This is a genomic window from Brevibacillus aydinogluensis (genome assembly GCF_961514395.1).
GTDB classification, from domain to species: Bacteria; Bacillota; Bacilli; order Brevibacillales; family Brevibacillaceae; genus Brevibacillus; species Brevibacillus aydinogluensis.
In genome coordinates, this window is sequence record NZ_OY569118.1 from 2,997,451 (window position 1) to 3,022,782 (window position 25,332).

A 25,332-nucleotide genomic window follows, 5' to 3' on the forward strand; every position below is an offset into this window, starting at 1 on the left:
TCCCTTGACATTCATTTGTGCAGCCCGCACTCAGTCTTGGCGAAGCCCGACCAGCGGCCGGCACGCAGGTCTTCTCCCGGACGAACAGGCCGCGTGCAGACACGGCAGCCGATGCTGGGATAATTCCGGTCGTGCAGCGGGTTGTACGGCACGTCGTGCTCCCGGATGTACTGCCAAACCTGTTCGTGGCTCCAATCGGCGAGGGGATTGACCTTGACCAACTGAAACTTTTCGTCCCACTCTGCCTTTTTCGCACCGGCCCGCGTCGGCGCCTGCTGCCGGCGAATCCCGGTGATCCAGGCGTCATACCCGGCGAGAAACTCACCCAGCGGTTCCACCTTGCGCAGTTGGCAGCAGAGATTGGGCTCCCTCTCCCACAGGTTGTCGCCGTATTGTTCCGCCTGTTCAGCCAGCGTCAGCTTGGGCAGCACGCGGATAAACTCGATCCCGTACCGTTCCCGGAGACGGTCGCGGACACCGTAGGTTTCTGCAAAGTGAAGTCCGGTATCCAGGTAAAACACGGGAGTGGCGGGTGCCAGCTTGTGCAGCATGTCGATCAACACCACGTCCTCCGCGCCGAAGCTGGAAGCCAGCGCCAAGCGGTCGCCAAACTGTTCGACCGCCCACGCCAGTGCGTCCTCAGGCCGCATGTTCTCCAACCTGCTGGCTGTCAGATTCAACTCGTCATCCGTTATCCTGCGGCGATGGTTCATGCTGATTCTCCCTTCTTGCTAGGCGTTACCCCAACATCATATGAGCCGCCGAGGCAAGTGGAGATTCGTCCACGGTGGCGATTGTCGTTACTTTGACGCAAAAAAGAAGTAGACCTCCCTTGAGCCTGCCAGCCAGGAGGTTCACTGGTTGTACTGAGCCGTCCCTCTGCAGCGATCAAGTCCGTATTTGTGTGTAAAATTCCCTTGATCCCCACCGTTGGCTGAAAAAATCGCTTGTATGGTTTTTGGGAATATAGGCCCAATCACGACCAATGCCCCCAGACTCCGGGCCCCAGGTCGCAGGCCGCATCTCCAGCGCGATCAGCGCATAAAAAAAGCACCCGATTGCTCGGATGCTTTGTCGTGCGCAGCAAAACAGCTTACGCGTTCAGTTTGCTTTTAGCCAGTGCTGCCAGGTCGTTGAATGCAGCCTTGTCGTTAACCGCCAGGTCAGCCAGCATTTTGCGGTTTACTTCCACGCCGGCTACCTTCAGCCCGTGCATCAGACGGCTGTAGGACAGACCGTTCAGGCGAGCTTGCGCGTTGATACGGGTGATCCACAGTTTGCGGAAGTCGCGCTTTTTCTGACGGCGGTCACGATATGCATACAGCAGGGATTTCATTACCTGCGCATTTGCAGTCTTAAACAGGCGGTGTTTGGAACCGAAGTATCCTTTCGCCAGTTTCAGGATTTTCTTGTGACGACGGCGTGTAACAATGCCACCTTTTACTCTTGGCATACGTAATTCCTCCTGGTCATTCCAGCATGGCGGCCCCGCTTACGAGGCGCTTAGGGAGCGCATGCTGCGTAATAGTGTATGGTAGTGCGAAACAATCTTACAGGTACGTAACGAGTTGTTCGATACGTTTTTGGTCGCCTTTGGACACCAGAGAGCTTTTGCGCAGATGGCGTTTTGCCTTGGTGGATTTGTTGGCGAACAAGTGGCTGGTGTAGGCGTGGTCACGCTTCAGTTTTCCGCTACCGGTTTTTTTGAAGCGCTTCGCTGCGCCTTTATGGGTTTTCATTTTCGGCATGGTAGAAATCCTCCTGTCCTAAACGCTGATTACTTATCCGATTTCGGCGCCAGAATCATGATCATGCTGCGTCCTTCGATCTTCGGCTTACGCTCTGCGACAGCGATGTCCTCGCAAAGGGATGCGACACGCTCCAGGACCTGTTGACCGATTTCGGCGTGGGTGATTTCACGTCCGCGGAAACGAATGGAGCACTTCACCTTGTGATGGTCCTCCAAAAACTTGCGGACGTTGCGAAGCTTCGTCTGAAAATCGTGTTCCTCAATGTTGGAAGAGAAGCGCACTTCCTTCAGTTCGATGATCTTCTGGTTGCGGCGCGCTTCCTTTTCCTTTTTCGCCTGTTCGTACTTGTACTTGCCGTAGTCCATGATCCGGCAAACAGGCGGCTTGGCTGTAGGAGCGACGTTCACCAGATCCAAATCAGCTTCTTGCGCAATGCGCAGCGCTTCCCTGAGGGGCACGACACCCAACTGGTTTCCGTCCGGTCCGATCAAGCGGACTTCACGGGCACGAATCGCTTCGTTGACTAACAGTTGATCCTTGCTAATACTTGCCACCTCCGTCAATTTCGAGAAGGAACAAAAATGTGCGAACGCTGACGCGCCCGCACATATCTCACCTAGCAAATTCAACAGATCCACAGTTTGCTATTGCGTAAGAGTGACCTGTCAACAGTCAGGATGACGTCGAACCAGGTGAGAAGCTGGGCGCTTCTGCTTGTTTCTCGAAGAATGAAGTTTTGCACTGAACATTATGATACCGTGCAGATTTTGTCCTGTCAAGGATTTCATGACTTTGGGCCTCCAAAGTCACCCGCCGATGTGCGACATCTCCACCTTGGACCGATGGGACAGGCCCGGCGTCTGCTTCAGCCGCTGCTCCGAGTAACGGTCGTCGCGGCGGACCCAGATCGATTGAATGAGCTCCCGAATCTCTTCGTCGCTTTTTCCCTCCCGCAGCGGGCCGCGCAAATCTTCCCCGGACGAGGCGAACAGGCAGTTGTACATTTTCCCTTCCGCCGACAGCCGGGCACGCGTGCAGGTGGAACAGAAGGCCTGCGTAACGGAGGAGATGAAGCCGATCTCTTGATTCGTCCCTGCATACCGGTAGCGCGAAGCCACTTCTCCAAAGTAATTGGGCTCAATTGGCATAAGCGGCATCTCCTTGTGGATCATCTGCACAATTTCGCTGGAGGGTACTACCTGATCTAGTTTCCAGCCGTTGCTGTTGCCCACATCCATGAACTCAATGAAGCGCAGGATGTGCCCTTTTTCGCGGAAATAACGAGCCATCGGCAGGATGTCCTGGTCGTTGACGCCGCGCTGCACGACCATGTTGATCTTGACCAGCATGCCGGTTTCAGCCGCCGCATCAATGCCGCGCAGGATGTCCTGCACCCGATATCCTCTGTCGTTGATCCGGCCGAACCGCTCGTCATCCAGGCTGTCCAGGCTGACGGTCACTCTGTCCAATCCCGCCTGCTTCAGCGCCTTGGCATGTTTGGCCAAAAGCGAACCATTGGTGGTCATGGCGATGTCGCGCACGCCTTCCACCTGGCGAATCATCCGTATCAGTTCGGGCAGGTCTCTTCGCATCAGCGGTTCCCCGCCGGTGATGCGGATTTTTTCCACTCCAAGCGATGTGAAAATTCCGACGAGGCGCGTAATTTCTTCGAACGTCAACAGCTTGTGCCGCGGCAAAAACGGGTAATCCGTGCCGAAAATTTCGGCTGGCATGCAGTATCGACAGCGAAAATTGCACCTGTCCGTCACAGAAATTCGCAAGTCTCGGAGAGGACGTTTGCGTGCATCCAATACTTGTTCAGGCATATCGGATCACTCTCCTGATTCCATACTAGACCTGCAGCCTGCCAAGATCAAGCCGGAACAATGGCAGAAGTGTGACGCGGATATTGAGTGTCCGCAAAGAAACGGTCTTTCATCGTTTCCAGGCAAAAAGGCCTGCGCATTGATCAACCGAAGGTGGAGAAAACGTACGAGGCATGGATCAAGAGAGCGAGCGGGTGCTATCACCCATGCGCAACGGACTTTATCTACACGCTGAGGGCCGTCCCAATCGGGAACGGCCCTTTTGCAGCAGCTTACTTCATCTCGCTGATTTCCTGTTTGATTTTGGCGATGAACTCATCCACCGGAAGCGCCCCTTCGTCGCCTACGCCGCGTTTGCGGACGGACAGGGTGCCCTCCGCCACTTCTTTTTCCCCGATGACCAGCATGTACGGAATCTTTTGCACCTGGGCCTCGCGGATTTTGTAGCCGATTTTTTCGTTGCGGGCGTCCAGTTCCACGCGGATGCCGGCCTGTTCCATTTTCGCGAGCACCTCTTCGGCGTACGGCACGTGCGCGTCACTGATCGTCATCAACCGCACCTGTACCGGCGACAGCCAGGTCGGGAACGCACCCGCGTAGTGCTCGATCAGGATGCCGATGAAGCGCTCCATGGAACCGTACATGGCGCGGTGCAGCACGACCGGACGGTGCTTCTCGTTGTCCTGGCCGATGTAAGACAGGTCAAACTTCTCCGGCATCTGGAAGTCAAGCTGGATGGTGCCGCACTGATGGCGACGTTTCAGCGCGTCGGTGATCTGGAAGTCGATCTTCGGTCCGTAGAACGCGCCGTCCCCTTCCTTGATCTCGTACGGCATGCCGGACTCCTCCAGCACTTTTTTCAGCGAGCTTTCCGCGATCTCCCACAGTTCGTCGGAGCCCATCGAATCCTCCGGACGGGTGGAGAGCGCCACGCTGTACTCGAAGCCGAACACCTTGTAGATGCGGTCGATCAGCTGGATCATGCTTTTGATCTCGCTCTCGATCTGATCCGGACGAACGAAGACGTGCGCGTCGTCCTGGCAGAACGTCCGCACCCGCAGCATCCCGTTCAGCGCACCGGAAAACTCGTGGCGATGCACCTGACCGAATTCGGAGTAGCGGATCGGCAGATCGCGGTAGGAGTGAATCTTGTTTTTGTAAATCAGCATGTGGCCTGGACAGTTCATCGGCTTCAGGGCGTAGGTGGTGTTGTCCACCTCAGAGAAGTACATGTTCTCGTGGTAGTGGTCCCAGTGGCCGGATTGCAGCCAGAGGCGCTGGTTCATGATAAACGGCGTGCGCACCTCGGTGTAATGGGCCAACTGCTGCAAACGACGGGAGAACTGTTCCAGCTCGTTGCGGACAGTAAAGCCCTTCGGCAGGTAGAACGGCATGCCCGGCGCCTCTTCGGAGAACATGAACAGCTCAAGCTCTTTGCCCAGTTTGCGGTGGTCGCGCTTTTTCGCCTCTTCGATGAAATGCAGGTATTCGTCCAGCTCCGCCTTTTTCGGCCACGCGGTACCGTAGACGCGCTGCAGCACCTGGTTTTCCGCTTTGCCGCGCCAGTACGCGCCAGCCACGCTCATCAGTTTGAACGCCTTGATGTAGCCGGTGGACGGCAGGTGCGGCCCGCGGCACAGGTCGAAGAACTCGCCCTGCTCGTAGATGGTGATCACAGCGTCTTCCGGCAGGTCGCGGATCAGCTCCAGTTTCAGATGGTCGTTGATTCCCTGAAAGATCTGAATCGCTTCTTCGCGGCTGACCACCTTGCGGCGAATCGGCAGGTCTTCCTTGATGATCTTTTCCATCTCGGCTTCAATTTTGCCCAGATCGTCAGGGGTGAGCGTTACCGGAATGTCCATGTCGTAATAGAAGCCGTCTTCAATGACGGGACCGATCCCCAGCTTCACCTCTTTTCCGTAGAGGCGCTTGACGGCCTGTGCCAGCAGGTGGGCGGTGCTGTGGCGGTACACTTCCAAACCTTCCGGGCTGTCCAGCGTCACGATCTCGATCGCCGCGTCGTCTTGCACCGGCGTGTACAAATCCACCACCTTGCCGTTCAGCTTGCCGGCGACGGCCTTTTTCTTCAGGCTCGTGCTAATGGAGCCCGCGATGTCCTCGATGGTGATGCCGGATTCGTATTGGCGTACGGCCCCATCCGGGAACGTAATGTTGACTTGTGCCACGATCCATACGTCCTTTCTGCGTAAAATAATAAATAATGGATTTGGAAAAAATAAAAACACCCATCCCAAAGGGACGAGTGTTTCTTACCCGTGGTACCACCCTCATTTGATTCGGCTTGACAATTGCCGTCGGGACATCCTCCCGACCAATCGGACGAAAGCCGAATCCTTCCTTGCCATAACGGTATGCCCGGCGTGCCGATACTGAAAGCGCGTAGCTTTGTTCCCGGCCGCTACTCGAAGGGGGTAGAGCGATACGCGTTCGCAGCGGGCTTCCAGCCAGCGGCCCGCCTCTCTGCAGCGACGTGGATATCGTCCATGTCCTTCTCATCGTATTTCAACACATCTGCAGTTGTTGTCTGTCATTATAGAGGAGTCGGCTTGTGTCCGTCAAGTGCACGTCTGCCCGCCAGGCAGAGCGGACAGGAATGGCACGACATCACCTTGCCGTCAAAGATGCTGCGGACGGTCTGGAGCAGTGCGGGCCTGTCCTGCGCCAGATGCATCACGATGCGCTCTGGAGCGAGCGTTACCAGCGCGCTCACCAGGTAGTCTTCTTCGCGGCTGTTCTGCTCGCCAATGCTGAATATGGCATCGAGCTGGTCCAGCCGCAGCCGTGTGCCGTGTTTGTCATAGAGCAGGAACGGTTTGTCTACACTAGGAACGACGTGAACCACTTCCTGTTTGGTCTCCTGCGCGGCGATATAGTACCGCAGCAGCTCGACAAATTCCTGGTACTGCTTGTCTTCCAGATAATCGTCCAGGCCGGTTTCCACCAGTTCAAACAGTTCGTTCCAATGATCTTGCAGACGGAAACGGACGAAGCCGAGTACATTCAGCTCCCGCTCCTCTTCCAAATAAGCGAATACTTTGCGGTAGACGGCTGCCTTGCGGGCGGTGGCATGGAGCAGGTCCGTGTCGCCTTCTTGCTGGTCTTGACAAATCCGCTGCACATACGGAAGGATCAACGGCCACTCCTCTTCCAGAGCTTCCGCTGCGAGCAAGTCGGCGGCGATTTCCTCCAGCACTTCCGGTTCCTTGACCCGGAGAATCCATTCAGCCACTGCCAGGGAAACAAACGCACGGGCCCACTCAATCGTCTCCGCGTTGTACTCCTCGGTAGACGTGCTCTGAAAGAGGAACAAACGGTAGTCGCCCTGCTCCTGTTCCCTGTATGTAATGCGCACCGGCTCCATGTTGACCCGCTTCTTCAGCTCGGACACGATGGAGCGAAACGCGTCACAATGTGCAGGGACATTTTCCAGCCAGACGGCAAAACGCTGCATATCCATCCCCCCCATCCGCAGTGTAGTTACAGTATATGTCCCACCTGGGGCGATATACTTTTAAACGGTTGGAAACAGGGGAAGCCGCTTGCATAAAACAAACACGAAGCCGTCACGGCTCCGTGTTTGTTTGTGTCGGATCGGTCAATTCTGCATGACAAAGTCGTGTTCCGCCATCTCGCCTTCGCGGAAGATGCGCAGGATTTCATAGCGGGTATTGCGCTGCGCGGGGATTTTGCCCGCTTCGCGGATGAGTTTCAGGATCAGGTTGGTGTTCACCTTGTAGGTGCATGCGGCAGCGGAGACGACGTTCTCCTCCATCATCGTCGAGCCGAAGTCGTTGCAGCCGTAAGAGAGCGACAGCTTGCCGATCTCCGGTCCCATTGTCACCCAGGACGACTGAAAGTTTGCGATGTTGTCCAGCATCAGGCGGCTGATCGCCAGTGTTTTCAGGTATTCCTCCGGGGTGTTGTTGACCGCCTTCATGTTGGTGTTCTCCGGCTGGAACGTCCAGACGATAAAGGCCGTGAAGCCCTTGGTCTCGTCCTGCGCCTCGCGGATGCGCATCAGCGACAGCACGCGTTCTTCCATCTCCTCGCCAAAGCCGATCACCATCGTCGCCGTCCCCGGCAGGCCGACGCGGTGAGCCGCCTTTTGCGTCTCGATCCAGTCTTTCCAGGAACCCTTGAGGCGGGAAATCTTGCGCCGCGTGCGGTCGTCCAGGATCTCCCCGCCCGCGCCCGGCAGCGAATCGAGCCCGGCTTCCTTCAACTGCTTCAGCACTTCCTCCACAGGCAGACCGGACACCTGCGCCATTTTTTGCACTTCCGCAGTGGAAAACGAGTGCATCGTGATTTGCGGGAAGCGCTGCTTGATGTTTCGCAGCAGATCCAGGTAGTACTCAAACGGCAGGTCCGGGTTGGTGCCGCCCTGCATCAGGATTTCCGTGCCGCCTACATCCACCGTCTCCTGAATTTTTTGGTAGATGACTTCGTTGGGCAGCACGTATCCTTCCGGGGAACCCGGAGGGCGGTAAAAGGCGCAGAACCGGCAGTAGGTGTCGCACACATTGCTGTAGTTGATATTGCGCCCGATGACAAACGTGGTGATCGGCTCCGGATGCCACTTCTTCATGACCAGGTCGGCGTAGTGGCCCATTTTCTCGATCTCGTCACTCGCAAACAGGGTGAGGCCGTCTTCCAGACCGAGGCGTTCACCGGCGAGCGCCCGCTCCAAAATCTTATCGATCAAAAGGATCACTCCTTCTATACTGCGTCCACGATTCATCGTAACACAAAAAAACAACCCTGCCTATTGGCAAGGTTGCGCCAACACTATTCAAAACCGATTTCCTCGTACACTTCCGGCTCCCAGTAAATGACAGTCTGGACGAGCGGCAGATTCGTTTCCCGCGCGCCGTTTGGCCTTCCGTTGAAATAGATAATCTCCGTGACGGCCACACGGTCCCCGCGAACGTCGATTTCCCCTTTCAGCTCCAGGGTTGTCCCGTCCGGTGCATAGAAGATGACTTTCCCCGATCCCAGCGTTTTCATCCGGTACCTCCCGTTGTATGGACTGCACCTCTATAGTAGTGGACAATCTTTCCTACCGTCAACGCCCAAATTGGAACTTAATGACCAATTGTCGGATCGGATGGTGCATCCTTTTTGCGCCTTTTTACCTGGCGACCCTCCGTATCACGGGACATTTCTCCCATCAGATCTGCCGTCATCGAAGCGTCCTGACCGGCGATCATCGTCGTTTCTCCTGCCGGTACGCCGGCATGTGCCTGTCGATAGGCGGGGGAGGAAAAAATCTGGCTGGCATTGACCGGCTGGCCCGCTGCTCCGCCTGCTTGCAGGGACGACGACAGCGGCGTCTGCTGGACCGCCCCTCCGGGATTGACCGCATTCGTCAGCGTGCTGTCATTGGACGGCGGCGTCTGCAGTTGACCGGACGCGGCGGGCGGGACCTGTGCGGACATGGCCGTCTGTCCGTTCACGGCAATCGGCTGATAGCCGCGCAGCAGTTGAGCGCTCGTCTCCTGCGGCAGCGTCGCCAGCGGATAGTAGCCTTTCCGCTGCATGTAGCTCCACATGTCGTAGGCCTGTTGGGCACAGTTGACCGCCCCTTGCAGGAGCATGCCGCGCAGATGAGGATGGGCCGACTCCAGCGCTGCGGCCATTTTTGCTTTGGCCCCCGCCTTGTGCAGGCCGAGCACCGCTGACGCTACGTCGTGATCGTCCATCTGATCCGGGCGAGCATTGGGCTGGTGAGATGCAGCCTGCTGTGGAGCTGCCGGCGGTTGGGCAGCGGCGGTAGTAGGCAGGGCGCGCGTCTGCCACACCTGCGTGCTGGGCCGGTACGGCAGGCATTCCCCCACTCCCAGCCCGTGCACGGTATGTACCATGCTGTTGTATTCGTTTTGCATAAACTGCATCTGGTAACCGACCAGCTGGACCAGTTCCGGGTCGCGGATATAGGGGGTGTACAACTGCATCGTATTCAGCGCGTCAATCGTGCAGGTGAGCGCCTCGTGCAGTTCCATCACTTCATGAGCTGTGTACGAATGAGCTTGCAACATGATGGTTTCCTCCTTTTTTCCAAATCCCTAACAGTATGTCCGAAACGGCCGACAGATAGAAGCGCACAGGAAAAAACCCTTGCTTCGTACAAAAAATGGGGGAGAAACCTTTTGACATGTGACGCGTATTACCTTGTCAGAAAAACATCGCTCCACTCCACCAATAATCATTCTGTTTGGCAAGAGCCTGTCATAGGATATCACTACAGAAACCTTTTTGTTTCCGGTATAATGAAGAAAAACGCCGGATGAAGTCCTTTCGCAGAAGCTGGCTCTGCTCAAAGCGACAGACGAGGAAAACCCTCCTGAAGGAGACGCTCATGTTCGATCAAATTACACAAATCTTTATGCAGTACGGTATATGGGGATTGTTTGGCCTCGCCTTTCTGGACTCATTTATTGTCCCTGTCCCGCCCTTTTTTCTGCAAATCGGGATGAGCCTGATCGATCCCACGTCCGCCATGCGGTACGCCACCGTCGCGTTTACCGGTTCCATCCTCGGTGCACCGGTGGGCTACATGCTGGGCAAATGGCTGGGCAAACCGCTCTTGCAAAAGCTGCTTCCTGAGAAGTGGACGGCGATGGCGACAGAGCAATTTGCCAAAAATGGCGATGCCGCCGTACTGATTGGTTCATTTACCCCCATTCCGTTCAAAGTCTTTACCATTTTGAGCGGCGTGTTCAACTACTCGCTGACCAAGCTGATGCTGTTTGCCATCCTGGGACGCGGCATCAAGTTTTACCTCATCGGGTTGTTGTTCCACCTCTACGGCAAACACGCCAAGGAGCTACTGGACAGCTACCTGGAAGTGACCGTACTCGGAATTGGCGCCCTAGTCGCCATCGTCTGGCTGATCTGGAAAAAGCGAAAAAAATCGGCGTAACGCCGCTATTTCTCATGTAATGAAAGACGCGCCTCGCAGAGCTGCTGCGAGGCGTGTTTTTTTGCTGCCGGAGATGACGGCGCCGACAAAAAATTGGCGGGACATTCACCTACCGGCGTGCCGTCCGTATATTGTAAGTGTGAGTTTTCGGAGGAGGTGAAGCAATGGCCGTTATAAAAGCGAACAGCAGGGATGTAGACATGCTGGCGAGACTGATGCGTGCCGAAGCGGAAGGCGAAGGGGACTTGGGCATGCTGATGGTCGGCAACGTCGGCGTCAACCGCATCCTCGCCAACTGCCTGGACTTTCGCGGCATTCGCACGATGAGACAAATGGTCTTCCAATCGCCGGGCGGCTTTGAAGCGGTGCAAAAGCCGTATTTCTATCAACGCGCCCGCGACAAGGAAAGGCGCTTGGCCAGACGCGTCGTTAACGGCGAACGCCAACACCCTGCTTCAAACGCGCTGTGGTTCTTTCGGCCAGCCGGAAACTGTCCGCCTCAGTGGTATAACCAACGAAATGTAGGTCGCTATAAAGCGCACTGCTTTTTTGTACCCAACCCACAAGATTGTCCACGAGTTTACTAAAGGAGAGAGTTCATCATGAGCCAGCAATTTCCTTATCCGCCTTATGTGAATCCGTACGTCGATCCGTATGCGTCGTCGTCTTATCCGTATCCGGCGGCACAGCAGCCGACGATGCCAATGCCAACGCAAATGCCGATGCCGCCCAGCGGGTCCTTCATCCCCGGAACGCCGTTGGCACCGGGGCAAATAGTGGAGGAGTCCTACATCGAAAACATCCTCCGCTTAAATCTGGGCAAAGTGATCACCGTCTACCAAACGTTTGAGAACAACACCCAATGGAACGCCAAAATCTTCCGGGGCCGCCTGGAAGCAGCGGGACGGGATCACATCATCCTCAGCGATCCGCAAACGGGCCGACGCTATCTGCTGCTGATGGTCAACACGGACTACATCACCACTGACGAAGAGCTGAACTACGTGCCGCCGGCGCTTCCGCCCATGCCTCGGTGACAGCACGACTGCTCCACCGCACAACCTCATCCGCCAGGGATGAGGTTGTGTTCTGTTTACAACTGCTCCTCCCTTAAGCGGACCGCAGCCAAAAACTCTCTTCTGTCCCCCTGCAAAAACGAGCCGGCGGGCAATGCCCCTTTCTGCCTCAGGCGAATGGCCAGGCGATTGACCACCCGGTTGATCTCCCGGTGCATCGCCTCTTCCATCGTCAATTTGACCGCGTACTCGTTGATCCCGACGTCCCACTGCGCACTGCGCACGATATGTCCGTACATTTTCAGGGATTGGGAAAATACGTTCGTCTCAAACTGCAGGACGAGCTGATCGTGGACAGGCAGCTTCAAGTGGGTCAGAAAGCGAAGTCCGCCTCCGCTGATGTCTTCAATCAGCACACTGGTGCTGCCCACTTCCATCGTCTTTCCCTTGATCATGACGATAGTCATGTCCGCGCACAAAGGCGGGGCCAGTTTCAGGCGAAAATATTCCCGTTGGTGCATAGTGACCAAACGATCCACGAAGTTCACTCCTGTATAACGGTATGAAAGCGATCATGTGAGACTTCCTTTGCCGACGTGCAGGAAAAGAGCGCCGCAAAACCGGCGCTTCAGCGTGTAGACAAAGTCCGTGGCGCATGGGTGATCGGGCCCGCTCGCTCTCTTGACGACCAGCAAAGAAGTTGGCGGCCTCCGCTTCAAAACGCGACGCGGGCAGGGGGCAAACATCTGGGTATTTCAATGAAGTGAGACTTGTGCCCCCTGTATACCCCGCGTCTAGCGTTTTTCCGCTGAGCAGGTCGTCAAAGGAGCTCGCTTGGCCCATCACTCCATGCCATGTCCTTTTTCTCCACCTTCGTTGATCAATGTGCAGGCCTTTCGGCCTGGAAACGATGAAAGATCGTTTCCATGTGGACACTCGATAAACAAACAGTTTGTCTTCAGTCTGGAGGGCCGAAAAACCGGCGCTTCCTTATTTTTTCTTTGTCGGATAGTGCATGTCCTGCAATGTAACCGAAAACTTATCCCACAGCTGGTCTGTGTCATAGCTGATCGAATCGCTGCGGATAAACCAAAAGAGGAGCTCCACCACACCCCACACGATGAGCATGAAAAAGAAAAACACGTACAACGAAGCCCACACGCTACATTCCCCCTCCCATTTTGTACCACTATATGGGAGAGCGGCAGTAATGATGCCCGGCAGCGCGTGTGCACCAAAAAAGCCTCCCGCAGCATCGATTCCTGCGGGAGGCTTGTAAGGTGTTACGCCACTTTTGTCGTAGCTTCACGGATATACGCTTTTGCTTTGTTTTGGTCAAACTGCCCTTCCCAGCGAGAGATGACGACAGCCGCCAGCGAGTTGCCGATGACATTGACCACCGTGCGGGCCATGTCGAGCAGACGGTCAATACCGGCGATAAAGGCGAGCCCTTCAAGCGGGATGCCCACCGAACCGAGGGTGGCGAGCAGGACCACGAAGGAGACCCCGGGAACACCGGCAATGCCTTTGGAGGTAACCATCAAGACTAGCACCAGGGTAATCTGCGCGCTGATCGGCATGTCGATCCCGTACATCTGGGCGATGAACAGGGCCGCCAGCGCCTGGTACAGCGTGGAGCCGTCCAGGTTGAACGAGTACCCCGTCGGAATCACGAAAGAGGTGATAGCCTTCGGACAGCCGAGGCGCTCCATTTTTTCCATGATTTTCGGGAGAACCGTCTCGGAGCTGGCCGTGGAGTATGCCAGCAGCAGCTCGTCCTTCAAGATTTTGATCAGGTTGAAGATGGAGATGCCGCTCATGCGGGCGATTACGCCCAGCACCACGATCACGAAGAAGAGCATCGTGAAGTGTACGAGAATCATCAGTTTCCCCAGCGGAACAAGCGACGAGAGACCGAATTTGGAAACGGTTACGCCAATCAGGGCAAATACACCAAACGGTGCAAATTTCATAATCGCGTTAACCACCCAGAACATGGCGTCGGCCACACCCTGGAAGAAATTCAGCACCGGTTTGCCTCTCTCTCCGGCTGCCGCTACCCCGAGCCCAAACAGGACGGAGAAGAAGATAATGGCCAGCATGTCCCCTTTGACGATAGCCTCGAAGACGTTTTTCGGCACGATGTTGACAAAGGTCTCAATAAATCCGTGGCTTTGGGAGGTTTCAGCCGTTTCCACGTACTTGTTGATATCGGTCTTGGTCAATTGCGTCATGTCCACCCCGACACCGGGCTGGAACAGGTTTGCCGAGAGCAGACCGACAATAATGGCAATCGTGGTAACGATTTCAAAATACAGAATTGTTTTCCCGCCGATTTTCCCCAACTTCTTCACATCGCCCACACCGGCTACACCCACAATCAGGGTGGCAATAACAATGGGCACGACGATCATTTTGATCAGGCGGATAAACACGTCACCAATCGGCTGCAGGAAAGTCTCCACTGCAGGATTCCCGTAGAACAGAGCACCCACGAGAATACCGAGTACAAGACCAATCACAATTTGAATGGCCAGTCCAAAACGTTTCATCCTGACACCTCGCTATCCTTTCTTCATAATCTATCTGGCACAAAAATTCGACTAAATGTCGAGTTTTGCCGATTAACCATTCCTGATCGTAAGGCACATCTCGACTGCGCAGTGAAATTGGAGCGCTTCATTAAAGCGGTTACGTAGCGCAGTAAGATGTGAACCGTGGATTTTATAGTAACATGAAATTTTTTAAGTGCCCCAAATTTCTATTCTTTTTTATTTTGATACTATTTTTGATTTTGGGGATTGTGTTGAACATTGTCGAATGATCGTGTGTGGACTGACCGTTAGACCCGCCTTGCCGGACATGCAAAAGCGGTCTGTTCGGCGCGTGCCGATCAGACCGCTTTGTTCTGGTTTTCTGCCGTGTCCGGCTGTCTATCATTGTAGCCTCACAGCCTCGATGGAAGGGGGCTACCCTTCCGTTTCCGCGTCACGCCGAACGCGCGACAACAAATCGACGAGATGGACTGCCTCCATCCGGTCCTCCAGTCCCGCCTGCTTGATGCCCGCTTTCATCTGCAGGAGGCAGCCGGGATTGGACGTGACCAAAATGTCCGCTCGCGTCTCAGCCACGTGGCCCATTTTTTCCTCCAGAATCCGTCCTGCCATGTCCGGCTGCACCAGGTTGTAGATGCCGGCAGATCCGCAGCAGCGATCCGCTTCAAACAGCGGAACAAACGTTGCCTCCGGTATGGATTGCAGCAGCTTCACCGGCTCTTCGGTCACCTTCATGCCATTGCGCAGATGACAGGAGGACTGGTAAGTAATGCGTTTGGGCAGCGGCTGCAAAGGGAGTGTCTCCGAAAGCCCGGCCAGCACTTCGCTGATGTCCCGCACGCGCCGGACAAACCACTCCGCATCTGCCTGCCAATGGGGATCATCCTGCAGCAAATGGTGGTACTCCTGCAGCATGGCTCCGCACCCGCCCGCGTTGGAGACAATCAGCTCCACGTCTGCCTGTTTGAATGCAGCGATGTTTTGCCTGGCGAGCTGACGCGCCTGCTCCCGCTCCCCGCTGTGGGCGTGAAGGGCACCGCAGCACGCCTGGCCGGGCGGAATCACCACTTCACATCCGGCGTCCGCCAGCAGAGCGACCGTGTTCACATTGGTCTCGTGAAACAATACGTCCATGATGCAGCCGCGAAACATGCCGACCCGCAGCTTCTTCTCCCCTCTGGCGGGCACGACAGTTCCCACTGCCTCTGTCAATCCCTTTCCTGCCGCTTTGGGGAGAACTGCTTCCATCGTCCGCATCTGCTCGGGCAGGAGGCGAAGCAGGCCCAGCCTGCGAGCCAGCCGCTGCAGGCCTGATCGCTGGTAGAAGCGGAGCAGCCTGCCGGCAAGGTAGAGGCGTTCCTGCCGCGGAAGGAGCTGGCGAAACGCCAGCCAGCGAAGCAGCCGCACCGGCCACGGATGGACGCGCTTCCGCTCGATCGCTTCCCGCGCCTGCTCGATCAGCCTCCCGTACTTCACCCCGGCCGGACAGACCGGCTCACAGGCGCGGCAGCCCAGGCAGAGACTCATCTGGTCGACGACGTCTTGATCCGGCTCCAGGATGCCGTCGGCCACCGCCTTCATCAAGGCGATCCGGCCGCGCGGCGAGGCTGCTTCGTAGCCGGTCTGCCGAAACGTGGGACAGGCCGGCTGGCAAAAGCCGCAGCGCATGCAGTTGGACAGTTCCTCGTAATCAAGTGCCGCTTTCCAGTCAGCGCTGTGCATGGTTGACCACCACTCTGTTCCGGCGCTCCCGGGCAAACATTTTGCCCGGATTCAGCAGGTTGTTCGGATCAAACGCCCGTTTGATCGCCTTCATCACCTCGACGCCCGCTTCCCCCAACTTCCATTCCAGATAAGGAGCCTTGACAATGCCTACGCCGTGCTCTCCCGTGATGGTGCCGCCCAGTTCAATGGCGACGGCGAAAATCTCTTCAAACGCCCGTTCCACCCGTTCGATCTCGTCGGGATTGCGGGCGTCCGTCATGCAGGTGGGATGCAGGTTGCCGTCCCCGGCATGGCCAAACGTGCAGATGTGTACATTGTGTGCGGCGGCAATCCGCTGAATCGCTTCCACCATCGGCGTGATAGCGGCGCGGGGGACAGTAGCGTCTTCGAGAATCGTCGTCGGCCTGAGCCGGGAGAGTGCGGCCAGCGCACTGCGCCGCGCTGTCATCACCTCGTCCGCCTCCTCGGCATTCGTCGCCACTTTTACCTGAACCGCCCCGTTTTGCCGGCAGATGGAGGCAATCCGCTCCACGTCCCGGTGCACCGTTTCCGGATCTCCGTCCTGGCCGATCAGCAGCATGGCGGCCGCGTCCGTGGGCAGGCCAATCTGCTTGAAGTCCTCCACTACCCGCAGCGTCCCCTGATCCATAAACTCCAGCGTCGCCGGAATGATCCGGCTGGCGATGATGTCGGAGACCGTTCGGGCTGCGTCCGTCAGGTTGGCAAACGTCGCCAGCATGACGCGCTGCATGGCCGGTTTGGGAATCAGCTTGAGAATGGCTTCGGTAATCACTGCCAGCGTGCCCTCGCTGCCGACCAGCAGCTTGGTCAGGTCGTATCCGGCCACGTCTTTCATCAGTTTCCCGCCGGTGCGGATCACCTCGCCGTTTGGCAGCACCGCCTCCAGGCCGAGCACGTAATCCTTGGTCGTCCCGTACTTGAGTCCCCGCAATCCTCCGGAGTTGAGCGCGATGTTCCCCCCGATGGTGGAGACGACCATGCTCCCCGGGTCCGGAGGGTAAAACAGACCGCGTGCTTCCACCGCCTGATGGATGTCGGACGTGCGCACGCCCGGCTGCACGGTTATCGTCAGGTTTTGTTCGTCAATCTCCAAAATGCGGTTCATCCGGTTGAGCACCAGCACGATTCCTCCACCGACCGGAACCGTCGCCGCGCACAAATTGGAACCGGCTCCCCGCGTGACAACGGGGATGCCCGCTTCCGCCGCCAACTTGATCACCTGCTGCACTTCTGCCGTGTCTTTGGGCATCACGACCGCGTCCGGCAGTGCCTGGTGCATCGGCGTGGCGTCATAGGAATAGGCGACGAGCGCTTCCGGTCTGTCGAGGCAGTAGGCCTCCCCGACGATCGCCCGCAGCCGCTCGCGCACATGTTGAGGCAGCATGGCCATCCTCCCTCCCGCTTTTCATCATTGTGAAATCATTGTGCCAACCCGCCGGGAATGGCCCAGCCCATCCAGCACATCCCTGGGCACAATTTCCCGCACCGAGAGTCGATCCAACTACTGCGTTTCTTCATTCGGCAATTGAGTGGTCAATCCCTCCAGTTCTTCCATCATCTTCTCTGTTCCTCATCAAACGGCTTCCTCTCCTGCTGTCATTTACCCCAGATGGCAGGCGACCAAATGCCCGGGCTCTGCTTCCTTGAGCGGCGGCACGGTCGTCCGGCACACCTCCATGCAGTGGCGGCAGCGCGGATGAAACTGGCAGCCTGCGGGAGGATTGGCCGGACTGGGCAGGTCCCCTTCCAGGAGAATCCGCTTTACCTCCCGGGTGGGATCGGGAACGGGGACGGCGGAGAGCAGCGCCTGCGTGTAGGGATGGATCGGCCGTTCGTACAGAACCGTCTTGTCCGCCACCTCCACCACTTTTCCCAGGTACATGACGGCCACCCGGTCGGAGATGTGGCGCACCACGCTCAGGTCGTGGGAGATAAACAGATAGGTCAGCTGAAACTCCCGCTGCAGGTCTTTCAGCAGATTGAGAATCTGCGCCTGGATGGAAACGTCCAGTGCGGAAACGGGCTCGTCGGCGACGACCAGCTTGGGCCGCAGAATCAGCGCCCGGGCGATGCCGATTCGCTGTCGCTGTCCGCCGGAAAACTCGTGCGGAAAGCGGTGCAGATGCTGTCTGGTCAGCCCGACAATCTCGATCATCTCCTCCACCCGCTTGCGCCGCTCGGCTGGCGTGCCGATGCCGTGAACGATCAGCGGGTCCAGCAGGATTTGGCCGACGGTCTTGCGCGGATTCAACGAGGCGAACGGGTCCTGAAAGACGAGCTGCATGTCGCGCCGGGCTGCGCGCAGCTCGGCGGCGTTCAGCGCGCGGATGTCCCGACCCTGAAACAGAATCTCCCCTTCCGTCGGTTCAATCAGCCGCAGAATGCAGCGGCCGGTCGTCGACTTGCCGCAGCCGGACTCGCCGACGATGCTGAGCGTCTCTCCCGGATAGACGGTCAGATGCACGCCGTCTACGGCACGCACGACCTTTTCCTTGCCCCAGAAACCTGATTTTACCGAAAAATACTTTTTCAGCCCCTTCACTTCCAGCAGCGGCTGACTCACGCTTCTCCCCCCTCCCGGTACAGCCAGCAGCGGCATTTCTGCGTCGCGGAGACGGGGAACAGCTCCGGCACCTGCTCACGGCAGATCGCCATCGCCTTGGGACAGCGCGGCGCAAACCGACAGCCGGCGGGCATTTCGTGCAGCTGCGGCACTGCTCCCGGTATCGCCTGCAGACGTTCCTGTCCGCCGCTGATGCTCGGCATGGAGGCCAACAGGCCAATCGTGTAAGGGTGCCGGGGGTCGGCAAACAGCCGCCGTACGTCCGCTTCCTCCACGATCTGACCGGCGTACATGACGACGACGCGGTGGCACATCTCGGCGACCACCCCCAGGTCGTGGGTAATCAGCAGGATGGCGGTACCGTGCTCGCGGCGCAGCTTTTTCATCAGCTCCAAAATCTGCGCCTGAATCGTCACGTCCAGCGCCGTGGTCGGCTCGTCAGCGATCAGCAGTTGAGGCTGACAGGCCATCGCCATCGCGATCATCACCCGCTGCCGCATGCCGCCCGAGAGCTGGTGCGGATACTCTGCGGCGATCTCCTCCGCCCGCGGGATGCCCACTTCCTTTAACAGATGGACGGCCCGCATTGCCCCCTCCCGCCGCGACAATCCGAGGTGGCGGCGCAGCGGCTCGGCGATTTGTCTGCCGATCGGATGCAGCGGATTAAGCGCGGTCATCGGCTCCTGAAAAATCATCGCAATCCGGTTGCCGCGGATCGACTGCATCTCCTTTTCCGACAGCCGCAGCACGTCCGTTCCGGCAAACCGGACGCTGCCGTCCAGCTTGGCGTTTTTGCCCAACAGGCGCATGATGGACAGGCTGGTGACGCTTTTGCCGCAGCCGGATTCGCCGACGATGCCCAGCGTCTCCCCTGCTTCAACGGAAAAGCTGACATCCTCGACAACCGTCAGCGTGCGGCCGGATTGGGCAAACGTGGTGCGCAGGTGTTCCACTTCCAATATAGGTGGCATGGCGTCTCCCCCTTTCTCCTCAGGATGTTCGGGCCGGTCCGCTGACGAGCGACATGACCCGGTTGTGAAACGTTTTTCGCCAGCGCGGCATCAGCGGACTGACTGCGGGATGAACGCGGTTGGTGAGCACGATCAGCGTGGCTCCCCGGATTGGATCACACCAGATCGACGTGCCGGTAAACCCGGTGTGGCCAAAGGCGTCGGGAGACAGCAGATCCCCTCCCGTGCAGCCGGCGGACGCCGCCTCCAAGGGCCCCGCCGCGGCGGACGCCTCCCAGCCCAGTGCGCGCGCCGGAGCCAGCCGGCCGGTCCGGCAGCCAGCCGCAAACGTGCGCAATACCGGGTCCAGGCGCACCGGGGTGTCAGCAGACGTCCACATCCGCATGTAGCGCTCTACGTCGCGCGCGGTGGAAAAGAGGCCGGCGTGGCCGCTCACGCCGTCCAGGCCGTAGTGGCAGTTGCCGTCATGGACCGTTCCGCGGATCATCCCCTCCCGCCAGGCGAAAGAGTCCAGACGCTCCTGCAGCTGCCCGGCGTGCGGATGGCCGGCCGCCATCATCTGCTCCGCCTGCTGGCGGGACTGTTCCCGCTCGTACGCGTTGCCGTCCTCCGTCGGGGCGATCTTCCGGATGTCGACCCCGCGCGCCAGCGGACGGTACCCTGTCGCCGTCATGCCCATCGGCTGAAAGATCAGCCGCTCGGCCAACAATTCCAGCGGTTCGTCCCAGACGCGCTCCAGGAGAAAGCCCAGCAGCATGAAGCCCGGATCGCTGTAGATCACCTGTTTACCCGGCTCGCCGATCAGCGGTTCGGCGGCGATCAGGGAGAGGTAGTCATCCCTCCCGTGCCCCAACAGATAGTACGGACGCCATGCCGGCAGGCCGGAGGTGTGGGTCAGCAGGTGCAGGAGGGTGATCCGCCGTTTGCGGGCGTCTGCTGTCCGCTCCCACTCCGGCAGGTGAATCTCCAGCGGATCGCTGAGCGACAGCTTCCCCGTCTGCATGCTCAACAGCACGAGCGGCAGAGTGACGATCACCTTGGTCAGCGAAGCCAGATCGTAGATGGTATCCGCTGACGGGAGCGACGTATGTTCTCCTCTCCCGATACTTCCGCGCGCGACCACCACCGGCGGCTCGCCTCCGATCGTCAAGCTGGCGACGCCTCCGGGGAAAATCCCCCGGTCAATGCCTTCGTCCAAACTTTCCGTCAACTCACACCGGATGCGTTCCGCGTCCATCCGCGCTCCCTCCTTATCTGTTGCGATGCTTCGGATCGAGTATGTCGCGCACCGCGTCGCCAAACATGTTGAAGGCGAGAATCGTAACCGTCATGGTGACGCACGGCCAGACGATCATTCCTGGCGCCAGCTCCATGTAGCGGCGCGCTTCGGAAATCATCCCGCCCCATGACGGGTCGGGCGGCTGAATGCCCAATCCGAGAAAGCTGAGAGCCGATTCCGTCAGGATGGCGCCGGAGATGGCCAAGGTCGCCTGCACCAACAGCGGCGCTGTGACGTTCGGAAAAATCTCCAGAAACAGGATGCGCGGCGTTCCTGCCCCGATCGCCCGGGCGCTTTCCACAAACTCCAGGTTTTTCACGGACAGGACGGCGCTGCGCACCGTCCGGGTAAACACCGGAATGTTGACGATTCCGATCGCCAAAATCGTATTGCTCGTGCCCGGTCCCAGCGCCGCCACGATCGCCAGCGCCAGCAGGATTTCCGGAAAAGCGAACAACACATCCATCACCCGCATGATCAGTCCGTCCATCCAGCGGCCAAAATACCCCGCGATCAGCCCGAACAAGGTGCCAAACCCGGCGCTGAGCAGCACGGACAGCAAGCCCACCGTCAGCGATACCCGCGCGCCGTAAATGATTCGGCTGAACAGGTCGCGGCCAAACTGATCCGTCCCCAGCCAGAACTGCCCGGAGCTGCCCTCCATGCGGTGGTCCGGAAACATCTGCGTCGGATCGTGCGGGGCGATGACCGGCGCCAGCACTGCCGCGGCAGTCAACACGGCAAGAACGGCGAGACAGACGACAGCCGTTTTGTTTTCCCAAAAGCGTCGGCGGTATGTGCTCATGAACGATTTCTCCTCGCTAGTACTTGATGCGCGGGTCAATCCAGGTGTAGATGATGTCGATCAGCAGGTTGACCAGGACAAACACCAGCGCCACAAACAGCACGCCTCCCTGCACCACCGGATAGTCGCGCTGATAAATGCCCTCCAGCACGTACTGCCCCAGGCCGGGTATGGAAAACAACTGCTCCACGATCACGGAACCGCCGAGCAGGTAGCCGATCTGCATGCCGGCGATCGTCACGATCGGAATGGACGAGTTGCGCAAGGCGTGGCCGAAGACGACCGTCCAGATGCTGTTTCCCTTGGCCCACGCGGTGCGAATGAAATCCTTTTCCATCGTCTCCAGAAAGGCAGAGCGCGTCATCCTGAGCACTCCGGCGGCAATGACGATGCCCATTGTGATCGCCGGCAGCAAAAACACCTGCAGCGCCTCCCCCGGGTCTTCCCAAAAGCTGACGACGTCAATCGGCGGAAACCAGCCGAAATACAGCGACAGCACGAGCAGCAACAGCGTCCCGACAGCGAAGTTGGGAACGGAGATGCCAAGCAGGGCGGCGATGCGCACGACGATGTCCGTTTTCGAGTGGACGCGGATCGCTGACAGAATGCCCAGCGGGATCGCGATCGACCAGCCGATCAGCACGGCGAACAGCGTGAGCTGCAACGTGATCGAAAAACGCTTCAAGATCTGCGGCAGAATCGCCTCGCCGGTGTGGACGGAAACGCCAAAATCCCCTTTTACCAGGCCGCCCAGCCAGGACAGGTACTGGGTGATCAGCGGCTGATCCAGCCCCATGCTTGCGCGCAGGGCGGCAATCGCTTCCGGCGTGGCATTGGTCCCCAGCATGATGGAAGCAGGGTCGCCCGGCACGAGATGCAAAATGGTAAAGACGAGCACGGAGATGCCGAACAGGATGGGAACAAGGCCGACGAGGCGTTTGATGACATAGCTTCCCACGTATTACTCCTCCTTAAGAGACGAAGAAGCGGGGAGACGGCTGCTCCCCGGCTTCCCAGGCGTTTCCTGTGCTATTGGACGGTCGCTTGCAGCAGCGCGATGGATTCGCCCGCCGCCGTCGGCTGGAACGACACGTTGTCGCGGACCGCGTAAAAGTTTTTCGGGGAAGCGAGGAACAGATTGGGCGCGTCCTCCACCAGCAGCTTCTGCGCCTCGTCGTACAGCTTTTTCCGCTCGGTCTGGTCGACAGTCTGCAGCGCTGTGACGACCAGCTCATCAAACCGCGGATTGGAGTAGTTCCAGACGTTGGCGGAGCCCTCCGTATGGAAAAAGAAGCGCAGGGAGCGGTCGGAATCTGTCCCGGACGTGTTGCGGCCGACCAGAAGCGACATCTCCTTGGACTTCCAGGTCTCGATGTAGTTGCCCCACTCCAGTTGGTTGATCCGCGCATTGATGCCGATGGCCTTTAACTGCTGCTGCAGCACCTGCGCCGTCTCCACCATGTCCGGATAGGTGGAAGCCGTCTCGATCACAGTGTCAAAACCGTTGGGGTAGCCGGCTTCCGCCAGCAGCTGCTTTGCTTTGTCCAGGTTTTGCTTGTAGCTGTCGTAGGCGGCAGGATCAAGCGCCCAGTTTGCTGCGGCCGGCGAGATAGGACCGGTCAGCGACGCCTGTCCCTTCCACACCGTCTGCACGATCTGGTTGCGGTCCACCGCATAGCTGATCGCCTGACGCACGCGCGGGTCGTCAAACGGCTTTTTCTTTACGTTGATGCCGAGGTAGCTGTACTCCAGCGACTGGTAGCTTTTCACCTGCACGCCCGGCTTGCCTTCCAACAGCGTGGCCGAGTCGGCGGAGATGCTCGCGATGTCCACCTTGCCGGAGCGGATCGCGGCCAGCCGCTCCGCTTCGTCCTTCATGATCTGGAACTTGATCGCGTCCACTTTCGGCAGCCCGGTTTTGAAATAGTCGGGATTTTTCTTCAACAGCACGTACTGCCCCGGTTCGTTTTTCTCCAGGATGAACGGTCCTGTCCCCACCGCTTCCTTGTTGAGGTCGGCCACTTCCTTCGGCACGATCGCGGCAAACGAGCTGGCCATGTTCGTCAGCAAAGCGGCGTCCGGGTGTTTTAGCTTGAACACGACCGTGTGCGGATCTTTCGCTTCGATCACGTCCACGCTGGCGAAGTACGACTTGGCGATGGAACCCGTCTCGGGATTGAGAATCCGCTCAAAGCTGTACTTGACATCGTCCGCCGTCATCTCCCGCCCGTTGTGAAACGTCACGCCCTTGTGCAGCGTGAAGGTAACCGTCTTGCCGTCCGGGGAAATCTCCCATTTCTCGGCCAGGCTGGGGGTGACGTTCAGGTTCTCGTCCAGCCGGGTCAAGCCATCATACACCAGTGCGTAGATGCGGGCGCTGGACGCCGCCGGCACCTTGTGCGGATCCAAGCCGACAGGGTCCTGATCCGCCGCGACGACCAGTTCGGTTTTGCCGCTTCCGCCCTGCTGCCCCGGTTGTGGATTCGCCGTATCGCTTGCAGAACCACCTCCGCCGCTGCAGGCGGAAAGCAGCAAGGAAAATGACAGGAAAATCGCTGCCCATGCCCGTTTTTTCACATTGATTCCCCCCTGTATCTGTTTAATAACAAATGGTCCCCAAGACGACCGCCCGTTTGGCCCCGGTGACAGACGGCACGTTGCTCGGCCGTCCCATCAGTGTTTCGTGGCCCAGAATGGCAAAGGCGATCGCCTCCTTGGCTTCGTCCGGGATGCCGTACGCGTCCGTCGTCATCAGCTGGATGCCTGCCGGCAGACGGTCCCGGAGCATCTGTAGCAGCGTCTTGTTGCGGGCGCCGCCGCCGGAGACGATCACTTCATGCACCGGCGTGGACGGCAGCACAAACGATTCGTACGCTTCCACAATCGTGGCCGCCGTCAGCGCCGTCGCCGTCGCCACCAGGTCGGCAGCGGAGAGGCCGCGCACATCCTTTTCGGCCCACAGCTTCTCGGCAAACGCCCGGCCGAACATCTCCCGCCCCGTGCTTTTCGGCGGCACCAGCCGGTAGTACGGATCAGCCAGCAGCTCCTGCAGCAGTTCGGCGCAGACCGTCCCTTCGGCTGCCATCCGGCCGCCCTCGTCAAAGCGCTGCCGGCCGTTCGTCGCCATCTGCACGATCTGGTCGATCACCATGTTGCCCGGACCCGTGTCAAAGGCAACCAGATCGTCGATGGAGGCGCCCGGCGGCAGTACCGTCACATTGGCAATCCCGCCGATGTTTTGCAGCAGCCGCCCTTTTTCGCCGTGCCGAAACAGGACGTAATCGGCGTACGGAACGAGCGGCGCCCCTTCGCCGTCCGCCGCCAGGTCGCGCGAGCGGAAATTGCCGACGACGGGAATCCCGGTCCGCTCCGCCAGCGTCGACAGCTCGCCGATCTGCAGGGAAGCCCGGATATTTGCCGTGCCCGCCGGACAGGGAAACGGCGCCCGGCCGGCGACATGCCAGACAGTCTGCCCATGCGTGCAGATCGCATCTACTTCGCCGGGAGCGACAGCGGCCGCTTCCAGCAGTTCGCCGACCGCGTGGGCGTACCATTCCGCCAGTCCAAAATGGGCCAGGGTCAGCCGGTCAATTCGGGCCGTTTGCGGACTGCACAGCTCGGCCAACCACTCCCGCAACTCATCCGAGTACGGCAGATAGTAAAAATGTTGGAGACGGACGGCGGCAATGTCGCCCGCCTGGTCCGTTTCAATCGCCACCAGTGCGGCATCCACTCCGTCGAGCGACGTCCCCGACATCAACCCGATGACCAAATGTTCCCGTTTCTCCCGGTAGCGCCGCTGTACCTGAACGTTCAAGGGGCCACCTCCTTGCAAGCATTCTTCAATCAGAATGTTGAAAAGATACTGACGATAATCGTT

General features: G+C 58.5%; 25 protein-coding genes. 3 read left to right on the forward strand and 22 right to left on the reverse strand.

The genetic code is table 11. From position 1 onward, the window contains the following. Positions 1 to 11 precede the first annotated feature (11 nt). The 10 genes from Q7F15_RS14715 to Q7F15_RS14760 form a co-directional block, all read right to left on the reverse strand. Complete coding sequence (locus tag Q7F15_RS14715) at positions 12 to 713, reverse strand: phosphoadenylyl-sulfate reductase (RefSeq protein ID WP_230076647.1); 702 nt, start codon at positions 711 to 713, stop codon at positions 12 to 14. A gap of 380 nt (positions 714 to 1,093) precedes the next feature. Continuing rightward, positions 1,094 to 1,453 (reverse strand): 50S ribosomal protein L20, encoded by a 360-nt coding sequence (rplT, locus tag Q7F15_RS14720; protein ID WP_171566663.1) that lies wholly within the window; start codon positions 1,451 to 1,453, stop codon positions 1,094 to 1,096. A gap of 97 nt (positions 1,454 to 1,550) precedes the next feature. Further along, the gene (gene rpmI / locus Q7F15_RS14725; RefSeq protein WP_171566664.1) at positions 1,551 to 1,748 is read right to left on the reverse strand and encodes a 50S ribosomal protein L35; all 198 of its coding nucleotides are present in this window, start codon (positions 1,746 to 1,748) and stop codon (positions 1,551 to 1,553) included. Between the two features lie 29 nt (positions 1,749 to 1,777). Beyond that, positions 1,778 to 2,305, reverse strand: a complete 528-nt coding sequence (infC, locus tag Q7F15_RS14730) for a translation initiation factor IF-3 (RefSeq protein WP_171566665.1) — start codon at positions 2,303 to 2,305, stop codon at positions 1,778 to 1,780. Between the two features lie 252 nt (positions 2,306 to 2,557). After that, positions 2,558 to 3,577, reverse strand: coding sequence for a GTP 3',8-cyclase MoaA (gene moaA, locus Q7F15_RS14735; protein WP_171566666.1), 1,020 nt, complete (start codon positions 3,575 to 3,577; stop codon positions 2,558 to 2,560). A 272-nt stretch (positions 3,578 to 3,849) separates the two neighbouring features. After that, positions 3,850 to 5,763 carry a threonine--tRNA ligase gene (gene thrS, locus Q7F15_RS14740; RefSeq protein ID WP_171566667.1) on the reverse strand — a complete coding sequence of 638 codons (1,914 nt, stop codon included), beginning with the start codon at positions 5,761 to 5,763 and terminating at the stop codon, positions 3,850 to 3,852. Positions 5,764 to 6,128: 365 nt separating this feature from the next. Continuing rightward, positions 6,129 to 7,049 (reverse strand): putative sporulation protein YtxC, encoded by a 921-nt coding sequence (ytxC, locus tag Q7F15_RS14745; RefSeq protein ID WP_171566668.1) that lies wholly within the window; start codon positions 7,047 to 7,049, stop codon positions 6,129 to 6,131. A 144-nt stretch (positions 7,050 to 7,193) separates the two neighbouring features. Continuing rightward, a complete protein-coding gene (gene mqnC / locus Q7F15_RS14750; RefSeq protein WP_304414542.1) occupies positions 7,194 to 8,300 on the reverse strand; it encodes a cyclic dehypoxanthinyl futalosine synthase in 1,107 nt (368 codons plus the stop codon). A gap of 83 nt (positions 8,301 to 8,383) precedes the next feature. Continuing rightward, positions 8,384 to 8,602: a hypothetical protein gene (locus tag Q7F15_RS14755; RefSeq protein ID WP_230076646.1), complete on the reverse strand. Its 219-nt coding sequence runs from the start codon at positions 8,600 to 8,602 to the stop codon at positions 8,384 to 8,386. Positions 8,603 to 8,679: 77 nt separating this feature from the next. After that, the gene (locus tag Q7F15_RS14760; RefSeq protein ID WP_212132695.1) at positions 8,680 to 9,633 is read right to left on the reverse strand and encodes a spore coat protein; all 954 of its coding nucleotides are present in this window, start codon (positions 9,631 to 9,633) and stop codon (positions 8,680 to 8,682) included. Positions 9,634 to 9,953: 320 nt separating this feature from the next. On the opposite strand from Q7F15_RS14760, the gene Q7F15_RS14765 reads away from it, so the two are divergent. The 3 genes from Q7F15_RS14765 (at position 9,954) to gerQ (ending at position 11,554) form a co-directional block, all read left to right on the forward strand. Continuing rightward, entirely contained in the window at positions 9,954 to 10,517 is a 564-nt protein-coding gene (locus Q7F15_RS14765) for a YqaA family protein (protein WP_171566672.1), read from the forward strand. 164 nt (positions 10,518 to 10,681) lie between these two features. Beyond that, positions 10,682 to 11,104, forward strand: a complete 423-nt coding sequence (locus tag Q7F15_RS14770; protein WP_171566673.1) for a cell wall hydrolase — start codon at positions 10,682 to 10,684, stop codon at positions 11,102 to 11,104. 15 nt (positions 11,105 to 11,119) lie between these two features. Beyond that, a complete protein-coding gene (gerQ, locus tag Q7F15_RS14775) occupies positions 11,120 to 11,554 on the forward strand; it encodes a spore coat protein GerQ (protein ID WP_171566674.1) in 435 nt (144 codons plus the stop codon). A 56-nt stretch (positions 11,555 to 11,610) separates the two neighbouring features. Here the strand turns inward: gerQ and Q7F15_RS14780 are convergent, their stop codons facing one another. The 12 genes from Q7F15_RS14780 to Q7F15_RS14835 form a co-directional block, all read right to left on the reverse strand. Continuing rightward, positions 11,611 to 12,072, reverse strand: a complete 462-nt coding sequence (locus Q7F15_RS14780; protein ID WP_230076645.1) for a PilZ domain-containing protein — start codon at positions 12,070 to 12,072, stop codon at positions 11,611 to 11,613. Between the two features lie 451 nt (positions 12,073 to 12,523). Then, complete coding sequence (locus tag Q7F15_RS14785) at positions 12,524 to 12,694, reverse strand: hypothetical protein (protein ID WP_171566675.1); 171 nt, start codon at positions 12,692 to 12,694, stop codon at positions 12,524 to 12,526. Positions 12,695 to 12,816: 122 nt separating this feature from the next. Next, a complete protein-coding gene (gene gltP, locus Q7F15_RS14790; RefSeq protein WP_171566676.1) occupies positions 12,817 to 14,085 on the reverse strand; it encodes a glutamate/aspartate:proton symporter GltP in 1,269 nt (422 codons plus the stop codon). Positions 14,086 to 14,502: 417 nt separating this feature from the next. Then, on the reverse strand, positions 14,503 to 15,810 hold the full coding sequence (locus Q7F15_RS14795) for a (Fe-S)-binding protein (RefSeq protein WP_212132694.1): 1,308 nt from the start codon (positions 15,808 to 15,810) through the stop codon (positions 14,503 to 14,505). After that, positions 15,797 to 17,218 (reverse strand): FAD-linked oxidase C-terminal domain-containing protein, encoded by a 1,422-nt coding sequence (locus Q7F15_RS14800; protein WP_171566678.1) that lies wholly within the window; start codon positions 17,216 to 17,218, stop codon positions 15,797 to 15,799. The genes Q7F15_RS14795 and Q7F15_RS14800 overlap by 14 nt, the downstream gene beginning before the upstream one ends. Before the next feature lie 216 nt (positions 17,219 to 17,434). Then, the gene (locus Q7F15_RS14805; RefSeq protein ID WP_304414543.1) at positions 17,435 to 18,397 is read right to left on the reverse strand and encodes an ABC transporter ATP-binding protein; all 963 of its coding nucleotides are present in this window, start codon (positions 18,395 to 18,397) and stop codon (positions 17,435 to 17,437) included. After that, positions 18,394 to 19,368, reverse strand: coding sequence for an ABC transporter ATP-binding protein (locus Q7F15_RS14810; RefSeq protein ID WP_171566681.1), 975 nt, complete (start codon positions 19,366 to 19,368; stop codon positions 18,394 to 18,396). Before Q7F15_RS14810 ends, Q7F15_RS14805 begins: the two co-directional genes overlap by 4 nt. Before the next feature lie 19 nt (positions 19,369 to 19,387). Further along, positions 19,388 to 20,605, reverse strand: coding sequence for a serine hydrolase domain-containing protein (locus Q7F15_RS14815; protein ID WP_304414544.1), 1,218 nt, complete (start codon positions 20,603 to 20,605; stop codon positions 19,388 to 19,390). A 13-nt stretch (positions 20,606 to 20,618) separates the two neighbouring features. Continuing rightward, positions 20,619 to 21,452: an ABC transporter permease gene (locus Q7F15_RS14820; RefSeq protein ID WP_212132692.1), complete on the reverse strand. Its 834-nt coding sequence runs from the start codon at positions 21,450 to 21,452 to the stop codon at positions 20,619 to 20,621. A 16-nt stretch (positions 21,453 to 21,468) separates the two neighbouring features. After that, complete coding sequence (locus Q7F15_RS14825; RefSeq protein ID WP_171566684.1) at positions 21,469 to 22,410, reverse strand: ABC transporter permease; 942 nt, start codon at positions 22,408 to 22,410, stop codon at positions 21,469 to 21,471. Between the two features lie 71 nt (positions 22,411 to 22,481). Continuing rightward, on the reverse strand, positions 22,482 to 24,029 hold the full coding sequence (locus Q7F15_RS14830) for an ABC transporter substrate-binding protein (protein ID WP_171566685.1): 1,548 nt from the start codon (positions 24,027 to 24,029) through the stop codon (positions 22,482 to 22,484). Positions 24,030 to 24,051: 22 nt separating this feature from the next. Continuing rightward, the gene (locus tag Q7F15_RS14835; RefSeq protein WP_256379895.1) at positions 24,052 to 25,269 is read right to left on the reverse strand and encodes an anhydro-N-acetylmuramic acid kinase; all 1,218 of its coding nucleotides are present in this window, start codon (positions 25,267 to 25,269) and stop codon (positions 24,052 to 24,054) included. Positions 25,270 to 25,332 lie beyond the last annotated feature (63 nt).

Coding starts and splice junctions, on each gene's coding strand:
- Q7F15_RS14820 (WP_212132692.1), bottom strand. CDS start 21,452: ATGAGCACATACCGCCGACGCTTTTGGGAAAACAAAACGGCTGTCGTC.
- Q7F15_RS14810 (WP_171566681.1), bottom strand. CDS start 19,368: ATGCCACCTATATTGGAAGTGGAACACCTGCGCACCACGTTTGCCCAA.
- Q7F15_RS14765 (WP_171566672.1), top strand. CDS start 9,954: ATGTTCGATCAAATTACACAAATCTTTATGCAGTACGGTATATGGGGA.
- moaA (WP_171566666.1), bottom strand. CDS start 3,577: ATGCCTGAACAAGTATTGGATGCACGCAAACGTCCTCTCCGAGACTTG.
- rplT (WP_171566663.1), bottom strand. CDS start 1,453: ATGCCAAGAGTAAAAGGTGGCATTGTTACACGCCGTCGTCACAAGAAA.
- Q7F15_RS14770 (WP_171566673.1), top strand. CDS start 10,682: ATGGCCGTTATAAAAGCGAACAGCAGGGATGTAGACATGCTGGCGAGA.
- Q7F15_RS14715 (WP_230076647.1), bottom strand. CDS start 713: ATGAACCATCGCCGCAGGATAACGGATGACGAGTTGAATCTGACAGCC.
- Q7F15_RS14755 (WP_230076646.1), bottom strand. CDS start 8,602: ATGAAAACGCTGGGATCGGGGAAAGTCATCTTCTATGCACCGGACGGG.
- Q7F15_RS14795 (WP_212132694.1), bottom strand. CDS start 15,810: ATGCACAGCGCTGACTGGAAAGCGGCACTTGATTACGAGGAACTGTCC.
- ytxC (WP_171566668.1), bottom strand. CDS start 7,049: ATGCAGCGTTTTGCCGTCTGGCTGGAAAATGTCCCTGCACATTGTGAC.
- Q7F15_RS14800 (WP_171566678.1), bottom strand. CDS start 17,218: ATGCTGCCTCAACATGTGCGCGAGCGGCTGCGGGCGATCGTCGGGGAG.
- Q7F15_RS14815 (WP_304414544.1), bottom strand. CDS start 20,605: ATGGACGCGGAACGCATCCGGTGTGAGTTGACGGAAAGTTTGGACGAA.
- Q7F15_RS14760 (WP_212132695.1), bottom strand. CDS start 9,633: ATGTTGCAAGCTCATTCGTACACAGCTCATGAAGTGATGGAACTGCAC.
- gerQ (WP_171566674.1), top strand. CDS start 11,120: ATGAGCCAGCAATTTCCTTATCCGCCTTATGTGAATCCGTACGTCGAT.
- rpmI (WP_171566664.1), bottom strand. CDS start 1,748: ATGCCGAAAATGAAAACCCATAAAGGCGCAGCGAAGCGCTTCAAAAAA.
- gltP (WP_171566676.1), bottom strand. CDS start 14,085: ATGAAACGTTTTGGACTGGCCATTCAAATTGTGATTGGTCTTGTACTC.